Origin of the sequence: Pseudoalteromonas rubra (genome assembly GCF_000967655.1) — a bacterium.
In the GTDB taxonomy this organism is placed as follows: Bacteria; Pseudomonadota; Gammaproteobacteria; order Enterobacterales; family Alteromonadaceae; genus Pseudoalteromonas; species Pseudoalteromonas rubra_A.
In genome coordinates this window covers 1-19,444 of sequence record NZ_JXYA01000079.1, presented here as the reverse complement: position 1 = coordinate 19,444, position 19,444 = coordinate 1, and the positions used below count along the sequence as shown (strand labels likewise).

The following is a 19,444-nucleotide window of genomic DNA, read 5'->3' as shown; positions in this document are numbered from 1 at the left end:
ATCAATGATTAAAACTGGGGGAACAATGGACTATTTAAGCATCAATAAACAAGCCTGGGATAAAAGAACTCAGGTACACGTGACGTCTGAGTTTTATGATGTTGCCGGGTTTAAAGCCGGGCAATGTTCGTTGAATCCGGTTGAGCTGGCACAGGTGGGTGATGTTGAGGGCAAGTCTTTGCTGCACCTGCAATGTCACTTTGGCCAGGATACTTTGTCCTGGGCCCGACTGGGAGCAGATGTGACAGGGGTGGACCTATCCGCAAGTGCGATTGCGCAGGCGAATATACTTAAAGACGCGCTGGGTCTTAAAGCTGAGTTTATCGAAAGCGATGTGCTCCAGTTTGGCCTTCATAATACTCGTCAGTTTGATATTGTGTTTTCCTCATACGGCGTATTGTGCTGGCTGCCTGATTTAACCGCGTGGGCACAAACTGTAGCGGGCGCGCTCAAGCCTGGTGGTGTGTTCCATCTGGTTGAGTTCCACCCAGTTAACGACTTGCTGGCAGGCTATGCCTACTTTCCTCATGGTACGCCGGATATTGAGCAAGAGGGCACCTATACAGAAAACTGCGATGGCACTAAAAATACCACAGTGACCTGGACTCACTCGGTCAGTGATGTGATCAGTGCGTTGATAACGGCTGGCCTGAGCATTGAGCTCTTTGCTGAGCACCCGTATAGCCCATACGATTGCTTTGATGGGCTGGAGTTTGTGCCTGAGCTGGGGTATCAAAAGTTGTACCAGGGTCAGCAGGTGCCTATGCTGTATTCGATTAAGGCCTGTAAATGTAAGCACTCAGATAAGTAATCCGTGCTATTGGTATACCAATACTCGCAATGCATCAAGGGCGATGCATGACTGGTCTAGTTCGGATCTACGCCAGAGCAATACAGTGACTGCTAACTGGTGCGTGAATATATGTGCGTGGTGATAGTTTGGCGGGTTGATAGTCAAAAGAACTGTCAGGTTTGCGGCTATTCAGCCAGCTACTCCGACAGTTCAACTAACAGGGTTTTTAAATAATCGTTTTACGCGTTCGCAAGCGGTTGAAGTTAATGTAAACCCCCTTGCCACCGCTGCAAGGCGGCTTCACTTCAAAGCCAGAGTACTTCTCTTTTATTCTGATCAATTCCTCATAACTTTCCTGAAAGTAAGTTTTGGTTGGAATGGAGGCATCTTTAAAGCTGATAAACGCGCCATAGGCACCTTCAATGGAGGTATCGCGACTGACTTCAATCCAGTCAAGCGCTCTGTTTACAAAGCGATATACCGGATTCTCCTGGCCCAGCATTTTGCTGTCGCCTTGCCCGTCGTACTTCAGCTCGGTATTCCACCAAGTTTGATATTGAATGGTGTACTGTGCTTTAGAATACGGGAATGCAACTCGACGTAAGGCACCAACACTAGATTCATCGGCGTAGAATGGGCCTGCAATTGCGCCTAAGGTTACATAGCTAAATAAACCCAATGGTGCATTTTCATCAAACAGCAAAGACGAGGTTAACGAGCGCAATAGCTGTCTCTTTCCTTGCTCAGTCAGGCCGCTTTCGCGTACCACTTTTGACGTAATTTTATGAGGCGCTGGCGCATCAAAATCAGGGGTGAACGGCGTGCCATTGGCATTGGCAACTAAGCCTTGTTTAACCCCGGCCGTCGCCAGGTTGGCCAACGTATTTCGTGACCAGTCAGACATCAATGCCGCACTGTAGCTGTCTTTGGTATCTTTACCTGTTACCACTATTCTTGAGGTTGGAAAGTACTTTTTACCAAAGCTGAGCAGTTCACTTTCGGTGCCCCGCCAGTAACCATACATGGTGCTTGGGTGTTCTAAGTCTTTTTCGCAGGCCACCGACTTATCTGCAATGGCGTTAATTTTAAGATTAGTACCAACCAATTGTTCCGTGCTGGGATCATTAATGGCATTTTCCCATTGCGTCAACAAGTCCCATGTTTTCAGATCTGTGGAGTCACCTGTCGGGTTATTCCAGTGAATTTCAAAACGATGGATCTCTTCGGGTAGCTCAAACGCTTTCACCCGAAATTCTGTGACTATGCCATAGCTTAGTGCACCACCACCACGTAGCGCCCAGAGTATGTCGCTGTGCTCCGTTTCCGACACATTCACTTTTGAACCATCTTGTAAAATGACCGTAGCACCTACAAGCGATTCGCAACACATGCCATGTGCTCTTGTCCACGGTCCCCAGCCACCGCCCTGAATGTAACCGGCTAAACCAACCGTTGCACAAGTCCCGTGTGGGATGGTCAAAGGTGGAATACTTTTGTCTTCTGGTTTGGCAAGCTTTGGTACCAGCTGGTAAAAACGATAGCCAGAACCGATATGCGCGATATAGCTATCCTTATCTTTTTCAATTGAAAAGTCTTTTAGCCCGCTTAAATCCAGCAAGACAACATCCGTTCCTGTGCATTCGCCTTCGTGATCGTGACCACCCGAGCGCACCCGAATGGGTAAATTATGCTCAATTGCTTCTTTGTAGGCATGCATAACATCATCGGTATGCTTACACATGACAATGACCGATGGAGAAAACTGCAGGCGCGTATTGAAGATCAAGGCATTAATTTGATAGTTGTTAAAGCGCTCCATACTTGTATCGCCGCAAGGTAGCAAAGTCAGCAGCTGGTCGGCTTCAAAGTTGTGCTTTTTTTCAAGCGCGGCGATGTAGTTTTGGGTTGTTTGCCAGTAGTGTGCGATGCGTTTTTGCGCTTCTTCTAACTGGCACTCTGGAATGGGTTTATTACATTGTTCAGTCATAATCATGTCCTTGTTTACATAGTCTTTTGGCATGTGCAGTCGCTTACCTTAGTACCCGTGATTGCTTCTGCTAAATCTTGTATTGCAGGGGCCAGGTCTTTTTCAGCTATTTTTACTTCAACTAAATAAGGCGATGCTGGGTGTTGCTTAATGGCAGAAAAAACCTCGTCCAGGTCGCTGACTTTTTCGACCTTTAAGTAATTAACACGGTATGCGCTTGCCAGTGAAGCATAGTTCCAATGATGAAGTTTATCGAATGGCGCAAAATCTGCCGCTGGGGTAAAGGCGCAGATATCGACAAACGATTGCTCTATGGCGTATACCTGATTGTTCATTACAAACACCACGGTATTGAGGTTATAGTGGCTAATGGAGGAGAGAGATTGGCACATCATCATAAAGCCCCCATCACCGGCAACCACCACACTACGTTTATCATCAGCAAGGCCGGTGCCCAATGAGCAGCCTGTTTCATGACCCAAAGAGCCCCAGGCCGCATCACTTACAAAGCGATTTTCTGCCAGGCCAGTTAAGCGAGCTGCCATATACAGGGACGAGCTTTCGCCTAATACCAGGTTGTAATCACGAACCGTTTCACAGGTTTGCAATTGCTTTTGATAAACGCTGAAAAAGTTGTCGTAGGTTATTTTGGCGTTGCTATCGGGACCCTCAGTTAAGTACAGATTATGAATGGTCGGCAGCTGGCTATTTAGTTGTAGCGGGTGACTTTCAAGGTAACTGTTCAATTCATCAATAAACTGAGCCAAGTTAATGCCGTTAAATTGCTCACACTCACCCACCCGAGCGGCGTTCATATTTACTCTGACCAGGTCATTGCCTTGTGTTTTTAACATGGTGAGGTAGTCGTCAGTGAAAATCGCACCCAGCGCCAAAATACAATCGCAACGACTCACAAAGTCAAACGTATCCTGCCAGGACGCTTCGCCTGCGTATGTGCCTACAAAGAGCTCTTTACTAACGTTATGGGTTTCACTAATGACCGATTTTGCCAGTGTCGTCGTGGTGTAGGGGATGTTGAGTTTGCTTAAAAGTGTAACGACCTGCTCCTGCAAACCGAGCCTCGCCAGTTCAATCCCCAGCAGCACAACCGGGTTATTTGCGGCTTTGAGTCGACTTATTACTTGCTCCAACAACGATGCCATCATGGCTGGATTAGTGGCCAAAGGTGGAATAACTAATTCACCTTTAGGCCTGGGGCATTCTGCTCCCCATACGTTTTGCCACGCCTCTAAGTAAATGGGCCTTTTTTCACTCATTGCCAATTGCAGGGCATTATCGATAATAGCGGGAGCCGATTGCGCATCAGCCAGTATCTCGCTGGCAACCGTTACGTTTTCAAAGACCTTTTTATCGGCGCTGTAATCCCCGGTTGAGTGATGAAACAGTACCCCTGTTTCTTCAATGTCCACACGATTCTCGGCCGAAGGACTCGCCGAGATGACCACAACAGGGTTGCGTTCTACATAGGCACCGGCAATGGCGTTTAACACACTGAATGTGCCCACGCCATATTGCACAGACACCGCGCCAATGCCTTTGTATCTGGCATATCCTTCCGCCGCATAACCCGCTCCCAGCTCAGTCACATCCCCAACCGCGTCAATACCATCAAAGTTATCTAACGTGGTCATAAACTCTTGTACATAGTCTCCCGGCACTTGAAATACCTTGTCGAGCCCAAACTCTTTTAGGCGACGAAGCAGGTGGTATGCAACTGTGTAATTATTGGTACTCATGGTTGATCCCCCTGTAAGCAAATTCCGTGACCTCGTTGAGCGTGTCCGGGTTTGCATTCGGTTGTTCATTTTGAACCTTGCTCGGGCTACATCCGTTAGTACAATCCACGGGAAGGTAGTTGTGATGAGTTTTCAGCCACTCCTCATATTGTGCTTCGTCTTTGGTTAACCATTGCGGAGTAGGCAGATCAAAAAACTGCGCCAAGGTCGATTCTGCTGTATTAAGCGCGCCCTCAACCCAACCCTGCTCATAGGAGTAAGCTTCACCGACAATATAAATAGCTTCACCTTCAACAGGGTGGCGCATTTTACACATGATCTCATCAAGCCGGTAATTGGCTTTCCATTCGTGCCAGCCACCGCCGTACGGGTCGTCGCCCCATTCCTGGTAAATCGCGGAGTAAGGCATAGGCAAGACTTTTTGATTGTGTAAAGCCTGAATTTGACGATGCGCCGCTTCAACCATACTGGTGGTGATTTGATACTGATTTTTAGGCACAATTTCATCAGCGCTACACCCTTCACTGCCATATGCAGGCACAAAGCCTTGGTAGTGCTCGCCCTTTTCCAGTCCTTTCCAGTAGGGGATAGTGCCAATATCGTTGTATGAAGCCATTAATAAAGAATTGGTATTTGGCTCGCCATAGGTTTTTAGAGTTTTACAGACTTGCTGGCCTTGCTCATTCACCTCAAACTCAACGCATTCTTGTTGGTCACACTCTGTGCCCATATAGTAAGTTTGGCGAATGGGTAAATCGGTCACTGAACGACCAGCCACCAATCCCAGGCTGCGCCACCAGGGTTGCTCGTATGCCATAAACATCTTGATCGCTTTTTGGATCAAGACCGACGGGATATTTTCTTTTAACCAGGGGTTTTCAAAAAACTCTGACTCAATCAGTTCAAGGGAGCGTCTTGGCATCGCAAGGATGATCTGTTTTGCTTTGACGCGTTGAGTGGGTTCATCTGCGTCGACCACCTCGCCACTGGCAGTTTCCATCATGGGTTGAAAAATGAGCTCGTAGCGATATTCACACCCCTTATGAATTTCTATCTTGACCAAACGCTTCAGCATATGAACGCAGCCGCTGGCTGCTTCAAACTCTTCGCATAACTTCAGTGGTAACGCCTGAAAACCTTTTTTAAGGGTTTTAAACACCGTATCATCGCTGTATTCCGTTGCAGGCAGCTGTGTGACGGCGCTTGCATTGGCCACGTTGGCATCGTAACCACCCGCTTCTTTCATAAACAGGTATGCTTCGTTGCTTAGCACATGCTCAAGCAGGTTCCAAAAGCCGAATTTCCATATCTCTTTACCAAATACTTTTACTTTCATCTGCTCAGATAAAGACATATCGGCAAAGCCTGGGCAAATTAAGTTCATGACTTTAACTTGCAAGTCTTCCGGGCCATAGCCGCGCTCAGTTTCTTCTAAGTTATAGGGAATTTTGTCTGGACACTCGGCAAAATCACGGTATCTGAAGTACTGTCCACGCAGATAAAATAAATTGTTTTCGCTGCCAGCCTCAACAGAGCTTGCCTTGTCTGAAGGGTATAACGGCAATTTAGAGCCCATCGGGAAGTCTTTGGTCTCTAACTTCAGCTCATCTACCAAAGTGCTCACCATAATGTGATCCTCTGGGATAAAGCGCATTCCGCCAAGCTCTGCAACAACGTTCGGTAAACCCGGTAATGTGCGACTGTATAGTCGGCCACCTATTCGCTTACTATACTCAAACAGTTCTATTTTCTTTGTGTTTCCATACGTTTGTTGTAAACGCCAGGCACTATAAACGCCCGATACACCACCACCCACAATAGCAACATCTATCTCACTGTTCATTTTATATGCTCCTTTAAGCTTTGCTTTAAGAGCATATTTGAGGGTCTGAGGTTTATCTATTACACATAATTACAAGGGATTACGGCACATTACATGGGTATAGAGTTGTGTGGACAGCCATGTTAAATATGAAAGTTTGAACACGGATCTCGGCGCTCAGGCTGAGTTTGAAGAAAGGGCAGCTCCTTTGAGTTTGTGCATTTTTATCAGCGCTGAATGGTTACTTCCAAAGCAGGCGCGCAGCGTTACAGCCTGAAATTTAAAGCCCGTAAACCCAAGGGCTTTGATTATCAATCCGTGTTATTGGCCTGGCGCAAATTGTTTGCGCTCCCAGGCCCAGCAAATTGCTAAAGTGGCGAAACCGCTGGCGTAGGTGATATACAAAGGCACCTGCGTATTTGCATCTTCTCCATACATAAATACCTCAGACATCACCCCAGCCACGACTGCCCCAATCACCAACCAGGCTGCGGCACAATACAATTTATAGTTTGGGGCGCTCAAATAACCTGAAAGCACCACACAAGCGGCTGCTACGCCGCCTATTACCGGCTTTTTCCACCAACCTGCATACTCGGCCAGTATGCCAGCCAGCGTTGCTGATGCGATAAAGGTGATGACCACAATCACAATGGACAGCAAGAGTTTAAGCATTTGTTTCATAATCTATCCTTTTAAGAATCAAACACTATTGAGCATAGCCTACAACTGTTAGGGTGCTAAACTTTTGTTATTTATTATCGGGTTATCGTTAATTTTATAGAGCGCCAGGTCGTGAAGTAAATAGATATGCGTAATGACACTTTTAATTTAGCAGAGTAAATAAGTTTGCATTGTACAAAGTTTGAGAGTAGGCTGTGTTTACGGCTTCAGAAAGCCAAGTTTATATGTTCATACCTCGTTGCATTTTTGTAGTTCCTCGCGATATCTTCAGCTAAATTTTGTTTTCTTCCTGCTTTACTACCTGAGAACAGGTCAATATTTTATTATTTGGGATGTCAATTATGTCTAATACCGCAACGGGTATAGTTAAATGGTTCAACGAGTCAAAAGGGTTTGGCTTTATTTCACAAACATCGGGCCCCGATGTTTTTGCTCATTTTAGTGCCATTTCTGGCGAAGGGTTTAAAACCCTGGTTGAAGGGCAAAATGTTCAGTTTACACTGACACAAGGTGCAAAGGGCCCACAAGCTGAAAACATCATCTGCATTTAACTTAATCACCTAATACAACCATATTTCTGACTACTTGTTCGCGTATTATACTGAACAAGTAGCTTTACACTCGACACTGATTTGAGCGTAATTACACGCAAATCTGCATTCCTACTGCCTCATCTATTTACCAAGACTCAAGCATTTCCAGGTCTCAGTTTAAAAATAAAAACGGGAAGTGATGGGCTAAAAAAGAGAAAATATTATTTTAAATCCAACCATTAATTCATCCGTCAATCATTACGAAAACCCAATTCCAGGCCGGGAGTACATTATAAAGCTGCTGGCTGATGTGAAAAAACACCTCAACCGAGAGCAGATCGCTCACGCCCTAAAACTAAACACAGCAACAGATAAAGAAGCGCTAAGACGGCGTTTGCGCGCTATGGAGCGTGACGGGCAGCTGATTTTTGATGCTTCAACCGGCTACCAAGTTGTTGATCAAAATAAGTTAGTAACGGGAGTGATTAGCCTCCATGCTGATGGCTTTGGTTTTGTGAAGTACCACGCCGATCAGAAAGATCTGTTTATACCAAAGAACCAACTAAAGTACGTGTTTAATGGCGACACCGTACAAGTCCTTAAATCGCCAGTGGCAGCGAAAAGATCAAGCCATAAACTCATTAAAATAACCGAACGCAATACAACGCATGTTGCGGGTGTGTTGAAACAGCGTGGAGGAGACGTTTACTTAGTCGCTGATGACAGTCGCGTTCATCATCGGCTAGCCGTCGACAAAAGATCCTTTTCGACCTCCTCGTTGGGCCAGTATGTCAATTGTAAAATTATCCATTATCCCAATCATCGCCGCCCGGGCTTGGTGGAAGTGGAAGAGGTCATTGGTAAACCAAACAGCTCCGGGTTAGAAACCAAGTTGTCATTGTTGCGCCACGGTGCTAGTCATAAGTGGAGTGATGAGCTCATCTCTCGCGCGCAAAGTCTTGGTCATGACGTATCAGAGCGTGATAAAGAGGGGCGAGTAGATTATCGAGATACCCCGTTTGTGACCATTGATGGCGAGGATGCGAAAGATTTTGATGATGCGGTATACTGTGAGCGACGTGAACTCGGTGGCTGGCGGCTTTTGGTTGCGATTGCAGATGTATCGCATTACGTAAAAGCAGATGATATGCTTGATGTTGAAGCGCAATCTCGCGCTACCTCGATTTACTGTCCTGGCCTGGTGACCCCCATGTTGCCCGAGTCGTTATCAAATGGACTTTGCTCGCTCAACCCACATCAGGACCGCCTTGCTTTAGTATGCGATATGGCAATCAGCGAAGATGGTCAAATCACCGAATCTGTCTTTACTGAAGGGGTGATACAATCTCATGCACGGCTAACTTACGGACAAGCAAACCAGGTACTGACAAAACGTCACACAAAAGCCAAGTCTGCCGAGCGCATGCGTCCTCAGGTTAAGAATTTACACGCGCTTTATCGAATATTGAATAAAGCACGTAAACAACGTGGTGCAATTGAGTTTGAGACCACTGAACGCAAACTGGTGCTTAATAAACATGGCAAAATTGCAGCCATTAAACCGATAGTCAGGAACGACGCGCATCGCATGATAGAAGAGTTTATGCTCGCGGCAAATATATCTACGGCAAGGTTCCTGGATACACAAAAGATCCCGGCTATGTTCAGGATTCATGCAGGGCCGCAGAGCAAAAAGTTGGCTTCTCTCAAAACATTACTAGCGGACAAGGGCCTGACTTTAAAGGGAGGCGAGCAACCAACGGCGGAAGATTATAATACGCTGTTGCAGCAAATACAGCACCGCCCGGATAAGGATATGCTCCATATGCAATTACTGCGTTCGCAAAGCCAGGCTGAATATTCGTTGGATAATAAAGGGCACTTTGGTTTAGCTTATCAAGCTTATGCCCACTTTACTTCACCTATCCGCCGCTATCCCGACTTGCTTACGCACCGGGCGATTAGAGCTAATATACGACGTAAAAACCATGGCGTATTAGAAAAGGTGTTAAGCTTTTTGAATGCGGAAAAGCTCAGGAACCGGGTGTTTAAAAACAAAGCATACCCATACTCTGAAGCGCAGCTGGATAAGCTGAGCTCGCACTGTTCTTTGCAATCGCGAAAAGCAGACGAGATAAGTCGTGAAGTTGAGGCCGCACTTAAATGTCAGTATATGCAACCGTTTATTGGCCAGACGTTTTCTGCCACTGTATCGGGAGTCACTAATTTCGGATTTTTCGTAGAGCTGGATGAAACCGGCGTTGAAGGATTAGTGGCCATCGAATCATTAAACAAAAGCACTTATGAATTTGATGCGCAAAGACTACAATTAGTCAGTAATACAGACTGTATTTCACTGGGTAAGCGGGTGAGTGTTACGCTTCAACGGGCTAATTTAAAAGAGAGAAAGTTAGCGTTTACACTCAATGATGAGGCGTAACGCTAATCGTTAAGCGCCAAGAAGCGGCAGGAGTTTGCGCTGTTGATAAGTTAGAGCCAGCGTTATGCAGTGCCTGATCATTGCGTCTGGCAATGGCTTGGACAACGGCAACATAATTGCCCGGTTGCCTTGTAGTTCAATTGCGTCACCGTACAGCTCACGGAATGTATCGGCCAGCTTAGTTTGGCAGTGAAAGAAAAGGCAGTAACGCCTTGGAAACGCGGTTTTCCAGTCTATTCTCAGTGGGGTGCCTGTTTTTACACTGTAGCTAGGCTCTCCCCACTTTAGAGACTCTTCGACTTCACCCAGGGCCAACTCAGCAGCAACCGAAAAGATCAGCTCCCTCAGCGCCAGTAAACGAGCCTTAACAGGTTCAGGGTATGCATCGAAGCGCTCTTTGATTGCCTTATTCATAGGGTTTCCTGCCTATCACGCCGAACACGTACACTAACCGAAAATAGGTGCTTTTCCAATCCTGATTTAAGCCGTATCAAAACAGCATAGAGACTTGCCTCCAAGTTGGAAGCTGCGCAGACCTTAAATGGTCATCATTGTGATGTTAGTGAAAGAGTTTTCGCTGAGCGCAGCCACCATGAAACACCAGTGCGTGTTAACTGGGTTATCAGCCATCGAGTGCGGTTGCATTACGAAATAGGCTGCCATACCAACCCATTGTGTGGCAGCCCTGAACTGTGTGAGCAGAAAAGAGTTTTAAAGCTGATAAACACTCTCTAATTCAATATCTTTCATTAACAAAAATGACTTTTATGTTTCAAAAAGGCTTCTAAAAAGAAATTTATTCTGCTACTTTATTAATCAGCTCCCTATTTGGGTTCTATTTAAAACAATAACTTATAAATTAGTATGTGAAAATAATAAGGACAATTATGAATTTTCTATCCCTGATTGCCATTGGCTCTCTGAGCGTTCTCTCTGTTAGCGCACTTGCGGCTGGCGACCAAAAAATCAACTGCAAAACAACAAGCAGCCAAACACCTTACTACTATGGCTGGGCCAGCTGCTTTGCATCCGGAAAGCTACTACAAGAGTACGTAAGCAGGAGTTCAACTCAGTGGTACACAATTGAAGAAACAGAGTTTGACGGCATTGATTGGACTACCTACCGCTGTAGCACGACCTTAACACAACAGGGGTACGACACTCATACTCGTGAGTCTTGCGAGTACACTCCCAAAGCACAGATTACGTCGCATTTAGTTGAGTCTCACTATGACCGACGCACGGACACCACCTATTATGAAGCGGGTGTCATTGTCGCTGACTTTACGTATAGCGACCGTGATGGTCAGGTGCAAAAAGTTGAAAAGTGGGTCAATGGTGTCAGTACTACGCGTGGGCATGTTGATATTACCTCTCGGAGCACAGTTAAACTGCGTGTAACAGACAACGACGGCCACGTCACTGAAACCTCAATGACGCTTAGCCCTCCAATGATTGAGCAGTGCCGCCGGGGCGGTATGTTGATCTTATGTGGTGACGATTTCCACTAGTCAGCATTATGCTAAACCCAGAGTTACCCGACCTCTCTAACATCGGGTAACTCTCAATGATGGTAACTTTGTAGTTGTAAGTGATTACTCGCTTTCGCTTACCCGTATAGTCTGACTAATCACACCCAATTGATATTCATTGTCCACGACTACCAAAACTATGGTGTATTCACCCGGTGAAGGGAAAGTGTGCGTCATTTTTTCACCTCCAGAATAGCTAACTTAAACTGTAGTGGTGCACTTCATTATAGAACATAGCTTACACAAATTTAGTTACAGTCTCATTTAGCACTGCCCTGGCCCACACTGTATACATTGCCCAACAGGCATAGGTGTACCAAAATAGACCATGCCATTATGCCCGACACAATATACGCCGGTAGGAGGTGCTGCTAAATTGAATGCACAATTTGGATGGTTTGGAGGGACTCTTTGCCCAACTTGTATTCCTCCTCTGGGAACGGATAGGACTCTATTGGTGTTATCTATAAGTACCTGTTCACCATTCACAACACATTTATACAGGTAGGAAGACACAGGCATGGCTGGAGGTTGCTGAATAGGCGTTTGTACGGTTACAGGTGGTACATCTTTATTCTCGGCTTCATGATCTTGGGCTATAGGTTGTGGTTTGGAGTCATCAGGTTCTTTTCCTTTATCCCAGCCTTTCTTGATTGCTACAAGTCTCTGCTGTGTGGCAGGATGAGTACCGGAAGCAGAATCTGACCCAAACGTTTTCATTGCTTTTTGGGCATCCTTTATCGACGCCCCCATTTTGGCAAGTATAAACCCAGAGTATTCATCAGCTTGAAGCTCAATATCTGGTCGGCTACCTCCAGGTTTTAGTGTGTGGCCCTGTAGGTGATGACCTATTTCATGAGCAAGTACGCTATATACAGACCAATTGGTTTTCGTGCCTACCTTGAGATTCTGTACAAATGAAGGATTGTACTCAATATAACGATCACCCATTCGTACACTTGCGGCTGCATTTGGCACGCTTGCTGCCCTTACAATAAAGTTCCCAACAAGTCCTGCTTCATCGAGTATTTCTCTTACTATAGTATTCACAGAGGAAGACTCAGAGAAACTAACCCCATCTTCGGCTAGAATAGGTTCTCCTAATTTATTTTCCCCGCCGTAGTTACAAAACCATATTTCTTCCTCTTTTTTGTCTAGAGTCAGCAGTATCTTAGCCCTCTGCTTTTTGCATTCTTCCGCATCTAGTAAGCTTGCATCACAGAGCTCCTTTAATGTTTTTAGTTCCTTCTTGATAGAGGATAGATCCGCAGCGTAAATATTTGCGGATAATATCAAAGCAATAAATAGTAAAAAAGAATGATTCATAATTCCTCCTCGGTCCGTGTATATGCTTAATAGTGAGGCTTAATTCGAGGACTACCTTCCCACTGAAAGCTTGCCAACAAGTGGTTCATTATTTGGCCTAAAATATTAAAAACACCTACACTAATTTCGACTTTTTTATATATACCATCATCAATTGTAGAGCATAAAAAACTACCTTCTAGATTAATCAGCCCCAAGAAATCTGAGGTTTCCATTTTCTTACCTTTCTTTTTATCTTTCCAAGTACCGAATCCTCTTGAATGGTCTTCTATATGTAGCGCTGAATTTCGAATTTTCCCAACAGAAGAATTTTTGAAAAACACCTCACGAAACTGATGTTCGGAGGGGGCTGTTTCAAACAGTACGTTCTCGCAAATTTCTGAGTAGCTGATTCTGTGGGGCACGTACAAAGCCTACTTAAATTCACGCTTCAGCGTCTCACTAGCAACAAAACTGACAAACAACACCGTCATCCCGGACGCGAGCGAGCCGGGAGCTATTTAAACACCACGCAGAAGTAATCCGATGGGACTGTGAGTATGAGATTGCGCTCCGGTGTGCCTGTCATAAAAATAAATATAGCGGTGATGGCAATAACAACCCGGCCAAGGGCCCACACCAAACGCTAAGAGTGCACGCCAAAAATGCCGTTAAAGCTTTCCTGTTTAAGGCCGACATGAGGAGAGTCTTGACAGATTTATAAGGAATATAGATGAAACTGGAAAACGGCTCAGGACAGCCGCCTGTTCATTTTTTAAATAAAGAACAAAAGAAAGCGCAAGATCGTTGGCAGATCAGTGCGGGCGACCCTGACCCTATAAACGACCAAGCGGTAGCGGTAAAAGAGCCGGATGCTGCTACCCAAACTGCTCAGTCAGAGCAAGGCGGCTTTAAAGCCTTACTAGCTGTGGATACGTTTAATATCCGCAATACCTCGCCTCAGGCTTTTAGCAGCCTACTTTCGGATATTACTCGCCTGCCGGGCGAAGTGGGTGGTATGGATGAGACTGCCGTGACAGGGTTAAGCCATTTCAGAGTGTCTCTGGAGGTGCGCATGGAAGCGGGGCAATTAGACCCCAGCGCTGAGATAGATATGCAGCAATACATTAATGAGTACGTCGAACAGTCTGAAAACTTGTCCAGGCAAGATAGTAAAACCTACGGTTATTCCGCGATGTATGCCAATCAGTCCAAACAGGCTATCGAAACTTATATGACCCAGTCTAATCTGCAAGCGTTGCAGCAACAGGCGCTGCACGTATTGAAAGCAACTGACAGCCATTTAATCGACAGCAAAGCGTAAGGTCTCAGCAGTCGACAGATCATGTTCATACTCGGCAACAGCATTAAACGCCATAACACCCTTGGTGGGCAGGACGCGCGGGTACGACTGTTTTTCCGTATTATGAACATTGAGGCTGAATTGGGCTGATCTGTCGATGTTTAGTTATTATTTTAAATTAAATAAAAAATTAACATTTTGATATCTTTTTATTCTTTGTTTGGGTTTAGTTTGTGTGTTGCCAGCTTTGGCACTAATCAACTTAAGGAAGAATAATGAGAACACAATTGTTACGCGCCGCTATCGGCGTATGTATGGCGGGCAGCGCATTTGCGGCACAGGCAACTATTTTTACCTGTTCAGGTGTAGTGACTAAGGTCGCGTCTCACAATGGTAATTTTGAAGTCAGATACAACAGTGAGCGTTTTGGTGCTCAGATGGAACCTGTCATTATTTATGATACCCATACTTATCTGTTGGGGCCGGTTCTGAAAGCCATTGAAGCAGGGCAGACTTCCGGCACAATATATAATTTGGTAATTGAGAATCGTGATGGCAGCGACACACGTTGCTACGATGGTGAGTCTGAAAACGCTTTGATCGGTATCAGCAAGAAGTACTAAGCCGCTCAGCAATAGCCTGTGCAAGATGCTAGGCTGTTTCCGGGGCGTCACCGTGATGCCCTGATATGACTTCTATTTAATGTCATTTTAGCCTTCATTGACTGGTTCCAGGGCTTGCTATTCTCAATTTAGATTAAGGTTTTGGCTAAAAGTGGTGACTGAAACATCGCCCATGTACACTTGATATGGAAGCTATGAAAACAGGTTTAATTAAACACTTTTTGGCCTGTAAGAAAGATACCGGCTCAAGGCCGGTAGGACGGTGGAGTGGGCGTTTAACTTTAGAGCTCTGCCCTTGCTGTACTGTGCTTTGTCATTGTATGCCTGAGGCCAACTTTCCCAGTCAATCATGTTATTTGCGCTAACCCCTGGTGCTCATAAAAAACCCGGGAGGTTAGCGCTTCTGTATGTTGATGTTTATTATGGTATTGTGTAATCTTGTTGTACAAAATTCGGTTGCGTTTGGCAATTTTGACCTAGGTTAGCGCAAAATTTGGTTTTTGGCCTTGTATAATGCGGGCTTTAAAGCAGGCCGCTGCGCTCCCCGCGTGAGAGGGGATTGAGACATTTGCGGATAGTGATACAGCCACCCTATATCATGCTGCGCTCCCCGCGTGAGAGGGGATTGAGACCACGAGTCGCTGGACGCGTTATTGCAGGCGGCCAGCTGCGCTCCCCGCGTGAGAGGGGATTGAGACACAAGCCGCGACGGTACCCGTGAGGCGGGTGTGGCTGCGCTCCCCGCGTGAGAGGGGATTGAGACCGGCATTAGCGGCCGTGTTAGTGTTAGCGTTTTTGCTGCGCTCCCCGCGTGAGAGGGGATTGAGACCCTGTCAGGGTTATGATAAAGTCTGTGCTAACCGCTGCGCTCCCCGCGTGAGAGGGGATTGAGACTCCTAGCCTTAGCGTTGTCGCTTCGTACATGTGGCTGCGCTCCCCGCGTGAGAGGGGATTGAGACCACCGGATAACATGTTGAACCATCAATTTGACCGGCTGCGCTCCCCGCGTGAGAGGGGATTGAGACAGATGATGCTTGACCAAGACACTCAAACCTATTGCTGCGCTCCCCGCGTGAGAGGGGATTGAGACCTGGAGCAGCTTTAGTGCCTTTTGAACACCAAGCGCTGCGCTCCCCGCGTGAGAGGGGATTGAGACAGTATCAAAACATCCAGGGCACCACTATTAAAGCGCTGCGCTCCCCGCGTGAGAGGGGATTGAGACCAGATAAACCGTTACAGGATCTAGACGGGGTACGCTGCGCTCCCCGCGTGAGAGGGGATTGAGACAAAAGTGACAGCGTTCGCCTTCACGTAGTTATTAGAGCTGCGCTCCCCGCGTGAGAGGGGATCGAACGAAGTAACAATAAGCACCGAGCTGGAATACATCCGTGTAGCTTCGCCCATCGGTCATCTCGATAATGGCTCCTGCATTATTCTGCTTTTCCACACCCATATGGATCCATGACCTCACCTCAGCAAGCTGCGATGATCTTTAATCATCGGTCTTGCTTCGCCCGAACAATGATAAAAAATGAGCAATTGTTGACTGTTTTTTATTTACAAGTGTAAATTAAGTGTTTATATTTTTAAGTTCCCAATAAAGGAAAAATAAAGGTATACACATGTTAAAGGTTAAAAAAACACTTTCTATGACAGCGTTGTCTGTTTTGCTTGCGCTAGGCGCGAGTAGTGCGGTTATGGCGCAGCCTGCCGATGCGGGTAGCGATTACTATGAGCCTGAAATTGTCGGAGGTAACCCGGCAAATACGGCCGACTGGCCGTTTTATACGCAAATTTTAAGTGCCAATGGCACCACGGCATTTTGTGGTGGTAGTTATGTGGGTGACGGTTATGTACTGACTGCGGCACACTGTGTGAGTAGCAGATCAGCAAGTGGCCTCAATGTTAAGGTGGCGGGCTTTGTGCTTGGTGGTAACGACGGCGACCGTATCGCGGTGGCTGAGAAATACGTGCATCCACAATATAACAGCAGCACGCTAAACCATGATATTGCCTTGCTTAAGTTGGTACGTACCCCAACTCAGGGTGCAAGCGTTGCGCTGGCACAGGGCAATGTTGAGCAATATGTGCGGGTTGGTGATTTAATTTCTGTTGCAGGTCTTGGCCGCTTGAGCGAAGGCGGTAGCCGCCCGACGAATCTTTATGAGGTCGACGTGCCGCTGGTTTCTGATCAGGTGTGTCGTCAATCCGGCGGCTCGTACCAAAATGTGGGCAGCGTGGCGTTTTGCGCAGGCTACCCTGAGGGTCAGAAAGACTCTTGTAGCGGTGACAGTGGCGGCCCTATCGTCGCAAACTCTGGCGGCCAGGTTGTGCAGCTAGGGATCGTTAGCTGGGGGATTGGCTGTGCGCGCCCTGCAAAATATGGCGTTTACTCAGATGTGGCAGCACTGCGCAGCTGGATTGACAGCGTAAAAGGCGGTGCTGAGCCGGTTTCTGTGTCGTTTAAAGAAAACGATACGCTGACGGGTTTCAAGGTTGGCGAAACCAAAGCACATACTTTCACTATCACTAACTCAGGCAATACGCCATTTAGCTTTAAGACCTTAAATGTGGCCTCAAGCGGCGTTACGTCAGGCCTGGTTAAACCGGTCGATACTTGTAGCGCGAGCACACTGGCTGCCAATCAGAGCTGTCAGGTGGGCGTAGAATTTGGTGCCAGCCGCAGTGGATCGGCAGGTGTTGCTGTGAACTTCACTCTGGAAGAAAGCCAGGTGAACTATAGCGCTAAAGCCACCGCAACCGTCACCTCAGGTGGCGATACTGGCTGCCCCGGCAACTGGGATGCGAGCAAGGTCTATGACAAGCCAGATCAAGTGACCTATCAGGGCTTTAAGTATGAAGCGCGCTGGTGGACGCGTGGCGATGTGCCGAGCGAGTCGGGCACCTGGGGTGTCTGGAAGCTACTTGGCGTTGATAGCGGTTGCACACGTTAATTCGTAACCCTAAAAAAAAGCAGCCCCGGCTGCTTTGATTTAGCTAAGATATGGGCTGTAAACTAGCCCATATCTTTTTCCTACAGCGATTGTGTTATTGCCATTCCAGCGTGTCCCAGCTGGCGGCTTCCCACTGGCTCTTGTCTGCCGGTACGGTATCATTGTCTCCCGAACCGCCATCAGTATCACCGCCGTCTTTATCACCACCGCCAGTATCACCGCCGTCAGTATCACCACCGCCAGTATCACCATCGCCAGTATCACCATCGCCAGTATCACCATCGCCAGTATCACCACCGCCAGTATCGCCACCGTCAGTATCACCGCCGTCAGTATTACCGCCGTCAGTATCACTGCCGTCAGTATTACCGCCGCCAGTATCACTACTGTCAGTATTATCGCTCGTGCTACCTTTGTCGGTAGGGTTTTTGTTACCTGATGTCGCACTGCCAGACGACGGATTATCGGAGCCACCACCACCACCGCAGGCTGCCAGCACCAGGCTCAGGCACAAAATCGAAATAAAACGCATCATGATGGCTTCCTTACAGCGCAACTACACGAATATAGTGCAGCAACTCGCTCAAGTCAGGAAACTCATCCATTCGGTCACTTTTGGTGATCCAATCTATGTTATCAGTTAGGTCATAATCATCACTTTGCACTGGTGTTTCGCCTTCTTCAATAACTTGAGAACGCGGCATGAAGAAACTTGTACAGGTAGATTCTCCGACTCTAATGGATATGCTTACGCCATTGCCATTGCCATCATACTGCGTTGAAAACTTGTCTGAACGTAGATTATAAAAGCGTGTGTCTGATTGATGATCTATGAATACGGCACGTGCACCAGCACCAATTTCTATAGAAGGGTTATACACAAAGTTTGAACAGGCATGATAAGTAATCCAATTGTAATAACGGTAGCCGTTGTCCTCTTCCATAGGTATATCGACCGCGTACTTCTGTCCTGTCTCCATATCGATTATTGGTAGGCGGTACATGCGATAGGTATGACCCTGAAGTGAAATCTGCTGTCCAGGAGTCGTTGGTCGATAGTTGTAGACAAATTCAGCATCGTGATTGTGTACGTCTTTTGGCGTTATGTATTTTTTAACACGCTCACTTTCCAGCTGGCTGAGTCTGCTCTCTTGTTGAGTGACCGACCCTTGCACCGAATTTACTGATGTTTGCATCGACGCAACAGCGCTGGTGTTGCTGTTAACGGCGTTGCTTAGGTCCATAACGCCGGTGTCCAGTGTGCCCAGGTCCTGATCCAGTTTTTGCTGTTTAGCTGACAGTGCGGATTGTTCAGTCGTTAAGGCCGTTAAGGTGCTTGAGTGGCTGGTTGTTGTATTTTCCAGCTCTGTCACGATTGCTTTCTGAGTCGCCGCTTCCAAAGATAGCTGGCTGATTTGCCCGGTATTTATTGTTACTTGATTTGCGGCCGTAGCCACTTGTGTATTCAGGCCACCTAATTGAGCATTGAACGCACTTAGTTGGGTGGTTGTGGCCTGATTGACTGTACTTTGCGCAGTATGGAAAGTAGACACCTGCTCTTTCAGTTGAGTTAAGCGTGCCTCCTGCTCTGTCTGCTGGATATTAAGTTGGGTGATGCTATTTGCGTTGTTGGCAATCGACGTTCCCTGGTTCGTTAGCAACTCGCTATGGTTGGCAATCGACGTTCCCTGGTTCGTTAGCAACTCGCTAT

Annotated in this window: 16 protein-coding genes and 1 CRISPR repeat array; of the genes, 7 read left to right on the top strand and 9 right to left on the bottom strand. The window is 46.8% G+C overall.

Going from position 1 to position 19,444, the window contains the following annotated elements; translation table 11 throughout:
- Positions 1-25 precede the first annotated feature (25 nt).
- The gene (locus TW77_RS23075) at positions 26-811 is read left to right on the top strand and encodes a class I SAM-dependent methyltransferase (protein ID WP_046007321.1); all 786 of its coding nucleotides are present in this window, start codon (positions 26-28) and stop codon (positions 809-811) included.
- Between the two features lie 208 nt (positions 812-1,019).
- On the opposite strand, the gene TW77_RS23070 is transcribed toward TW77_RS23075, so the two are convergent.
- The 4 genes from TW77_RS23070 to TW77_RS23055 form a co-directional block, all read right to left on the bottom strand.
- Positions 1,020-2,780, bottom strand: coding sequence for an FAD-binding oxidoreductase (locus TW77_RS23070; RefSeq protein WP_046007330.1), 1,761 nt, complete (start codon positions 2,778-2,780; stop codon positions 1,020-1,022).
- Positions 2,781-2,794: 14 nt separating this feature from the next.
- Positions 2,795-4,537 carry an alpha-keto acid decarboxylase family protein gene (locus TW77_RS23065; RefSeq protein WP_046007320.1) on the bottom strand — a complete coding sequence of 581 codons (1,743 nt, stop codon included), beginning with the start codon at positions 4,535-4,537 and terminating at the stop codon, positions 2,795-2,797.
- Positions 4,524-6,380 carry a flavin monoamine oxidase family protein gene (locus TW77_RS23060; RefSeq protein ID WP_046007319.1) on the bottom strand — a complete coding sequence of 619 codons (1,857 nt, stop codon included), beginning with the start codon at positions 6,378-6,380 and terminating at the stop codon, positions 4,524-4,526. Before TW77_RS23060 ends, TW77_RS23065 begins: the two co-directional genes overlap by 14 nt.
- 300 nt (positions 6,381-6,680) lie before the next feature.
- Entirely contained in the window at positions 6,681-7,043 is a 363-nt protein-coding gene (locus tag TW77_RS23055) for a hypothetical protein (RefSeq protein ID WP_046007318.1), read from the bottom strand.
- 341 nt (positions 7,044-7,384) lie between these two features.
- Here TW77_RS23055 and TW77_RS23050 point away from each other — a divergent pair, with 341 nt between their 5' ends.
- Together TW77_RS23050 and rnr are read left to right on the top strand one after the other, a co-directional pair.
- The gene (locus TW77_RS23050; protein ID WP_046007317.1) at positions 7,385-7,594 is read left to right on the top strand and encodes a cold-shock protein; all 210 of its coding nucleotides are present in this window, start codon (positions 7,385-7,387) and stop codon (positions 7,592-7,594) included.
- 202 nt (positions 7,595-7,796) lie between these two features.
- The gene (gene rnr / locus TW77_RS23045) at positions 7,797-10,016 is read left to right on the top strand and encodes a ribonuclease R (protein ID WP_046007316.1); all 2,220 of its coding nucleotides are present in this window, start codon (positions 7,797-7,799) and stop codon (positions 10,014-10,016) included.
- A 9-nt stretch (positions 10,017-10,025) separates the two neighbouring features.
- On the opposite strand, the gene TW77_RS23040 is transcribed toward rnr, so the two are convergent.
- Positions 10,026-10,430, bottom strand: a complete 405-nt coding sequence (locus TW77_RS23040; RefSeq protein WP_046007315.1) for a DUF1801 domain-containing protein — start codon at positions 10,428-10,430, stop codon at positions 10,026-10,028.
- Between the two features lie 473 nt (positions 10,431-10,903).
- On the opposite strand from TW77_RS23040, the gene TW77_RS23035 reads away from it, so the two are divergent.
- On the top strand, positions 10,904-11,527 hold the full coding sequence (locus TW77_RS23035; protein WP_046007314.1) for a hypothetical protein: 624 nt from the start codon (positions 10,904-10,906) through the stop codon (positions 11,525-11,527).
- 285 nt (positions 11,528-11,812) lie between these two features.
- Here TW77_RS23035 and TW77_RS24535 read toward each other — a convergent pair whose 3' ends face one another.
- Together TW77_RS24535 and TW77_RS25320 are read right to left on the bottom strand one after the other, a co-directional pair.
- Positions 11,813-12,874, bottom strand: coding sequence for a hypothetical protein (locus TW77_RS24535; protein WP_052713329.1), 1,062 nt, complete (start codon positions 12,872-12,874; stop codon positions 11,813-11,815).
- A 26-nt stretch (positions 12,875-12,900) separates the two neighbouring features.
- Positions 12,901-13,278: a hypothetical protein gene (locus TW77_RS25320; protein ID WP_046007313.1), complete on the bottom strand. Its 378-nt coding sequence runs from the start codon at positions 13,276-13,278 to the stop codon at positions 12,901-12,903.
- Positions 13,279-13,586: 308 nt separating this feature from the next.
- Between TW77_RS25320 and TW77_RS23020 the strand changes: the two genes are divergently transcribed.
- The 3 genes from TW77_RS23020 to TW77_RS23010 all read left to right on the top strand — a co-directional run bounded on the left by TW77_RS23020 (position 13,587) and on the right by TW77_RS23010 (position 17,733).
- Entirely contained in the window at positions 13,587-14,177 is a 591-nt protein-coding gene (locus tag TW77_RS23020; RefSeq protein WP_046007312.1) for a hypothetical protein, read from the top strand.
- A 254-nt stretch (positions 14,178-14,431) separates the two neighbouring features.
- Positions 14,432-14,779 carry a hypothetical protein gene (locus TW77_RS23015; protein ID WP_046007311.1) on the top strand — a complete coding sequence of 116 codons (348 nt, stop codon included), beginning with the start codon at positions 14,432-14,434 and terminating at the stop codon, positions 14,777-14,779.
- A 534-nt stretch (positions 14,780-15,313) separates the two neighbouring features.
- Positions 15,314-16,134: a CRISPR direct-repeat array (repeat unit 32 nt; unit sequence GCTGCGCTCCCCGCGTGAGAGGGGATTGAGAC).
- 267 nt (positions 16,135-16,401) lie between these two features.
- Positions 16,402-17,733, top strand: a complete 1,332-nt coding sequence (locus TW77_RS23010) for a trypsin-like serine protease (protein WP_046007310.1) — start codon at positions 16,402-16,404, stop codon at positions 17,731-17,733.
- A 94-nt stretch (positions 17,734-17,827) separates the two neighbouring features.
- Here the strand turns inward: TW77_RS23010 and TW77_RS23005 are convergent, their stop codons facing one another.
- Both TW77_RS23005 and TW77_RS25470 read right to left on the bottom strand, forming a co-directional pair.
- A complete protein-coding gene (locus TW77_RS23005; RefSeq protein ID WP_046007309.1) occupies positions 17,828-18,268 on the bottom strand; it encodes a hypothetical protein in 441 nt (146 codons plus the stop codon).
- 10 nt (positions 18,269-18,278) lie between these two features.
- A partial coding sequence (locus tag TW77_RS25470; RefSeq protein WP_046007308.1) for a hypothetical protein occupies positions 18,279-19,444 on the bottom strand: 1,166 nt, incomplete at its 5' end.

What these genes read in the sequence shown, in the direction of transcription:
- TW77_RS23075 (WP_046007321.1), top strand. Translation starts at nt 26, where the DNA reads ATGGACTATTTAAGCATCAATAAACAAGCCTGGGATAAAAGAACTCAG.
- TW77_RS23070 (WP_046007330.1), bottom strand. Translation starts at nt 2,780, where the DNA reads ATGACTGAACAATGTAATAAACCCATTCCAGAGTGCCAGTTAGAAGAA.
- TW77_RS23065 (WP_046007320.1), bottom strand. Translation starts at nt 4,537, where the DNA reads ATGAGTACCAATAATTACACAGTTGCATACCACCTGCTTCGTCGCCTA.
- TW77_RS23060 (WP_046007319.1), bottom strand. Translation starts at nt 6,380, where the DNA reads ATGAACAGTGAGATAGATGTTGCTATTGTGGGTGGTGGTGTATCGGGC.
- TW77_RS23055 (WP_046007318.1), bottom strand. Translation starts at nt 7,043, where the DNA reads ATGAAACAAATGCTTAAACTCTTGCTGTCCATTGTGATTGTGGTCATC.
- TW77_RS23050 (WP_046007317.1), top strand. Translation starts at nt 7,385, where the DNA reads ATGTCTAATACCGCAACGGGTATAGTTAAATGGTTCAACGAGTCAAAA.
- TW77_RS23040 (WP_046007315.1), bottom strand. Translation starts at nt 10,430, where the DNA reads ATGAATAAGGCAATCAAAGAGCGCTTCGATGCATACCCTGAACCTGTT.
- TW77_RS23035 (WP_046007314.1), top strand. Translation starts at nt 10,904, where the DNA reads ATGAATTTTCTATCCCTGATTGCCATTGGCTCTCTGAGCGTTCTCTCT.
- TW77_RS24535 (WP_052713329.1), bottom strand. Translation starts at nt 12,874, where the DNA reads ATGAATCATTCTTTTTTACTATTTATTGCTTTGATATTATCCGCAAAT.
- TW77_RS23020 (WP_046007312.1), top strand. Translation starts at nt 13,587, where the DNA reads ATGAAACTGGAAAACGGCTCAGGACAGCCGCCTGTTCATTTTTTAAAT.
- TW77_RS23015 (WP_046007311.1), top strand. Translation starts at nt 14,432, where the DNA reads ATGAGAACACAATTGTTACGCGCCGCTATCGGCGTATGTATGGCGGGC.
- TW77_RS23010 (WP_046007310.1), top strand. Translation starts at nt 16,402, where the DNA reads ATGTTAAAGGTTAAAAAAACACTTTCTATGACAGCGTTGTCTGTTTTG.
- TW77_RS23005 (WP_046007309.1), bottom strand. Translation starts at nt 18,268, where the DNA reads ATGATGCGTTTTATTTCGATTTTGTGCCTGAGCCTGGTGCTGGCAGCC.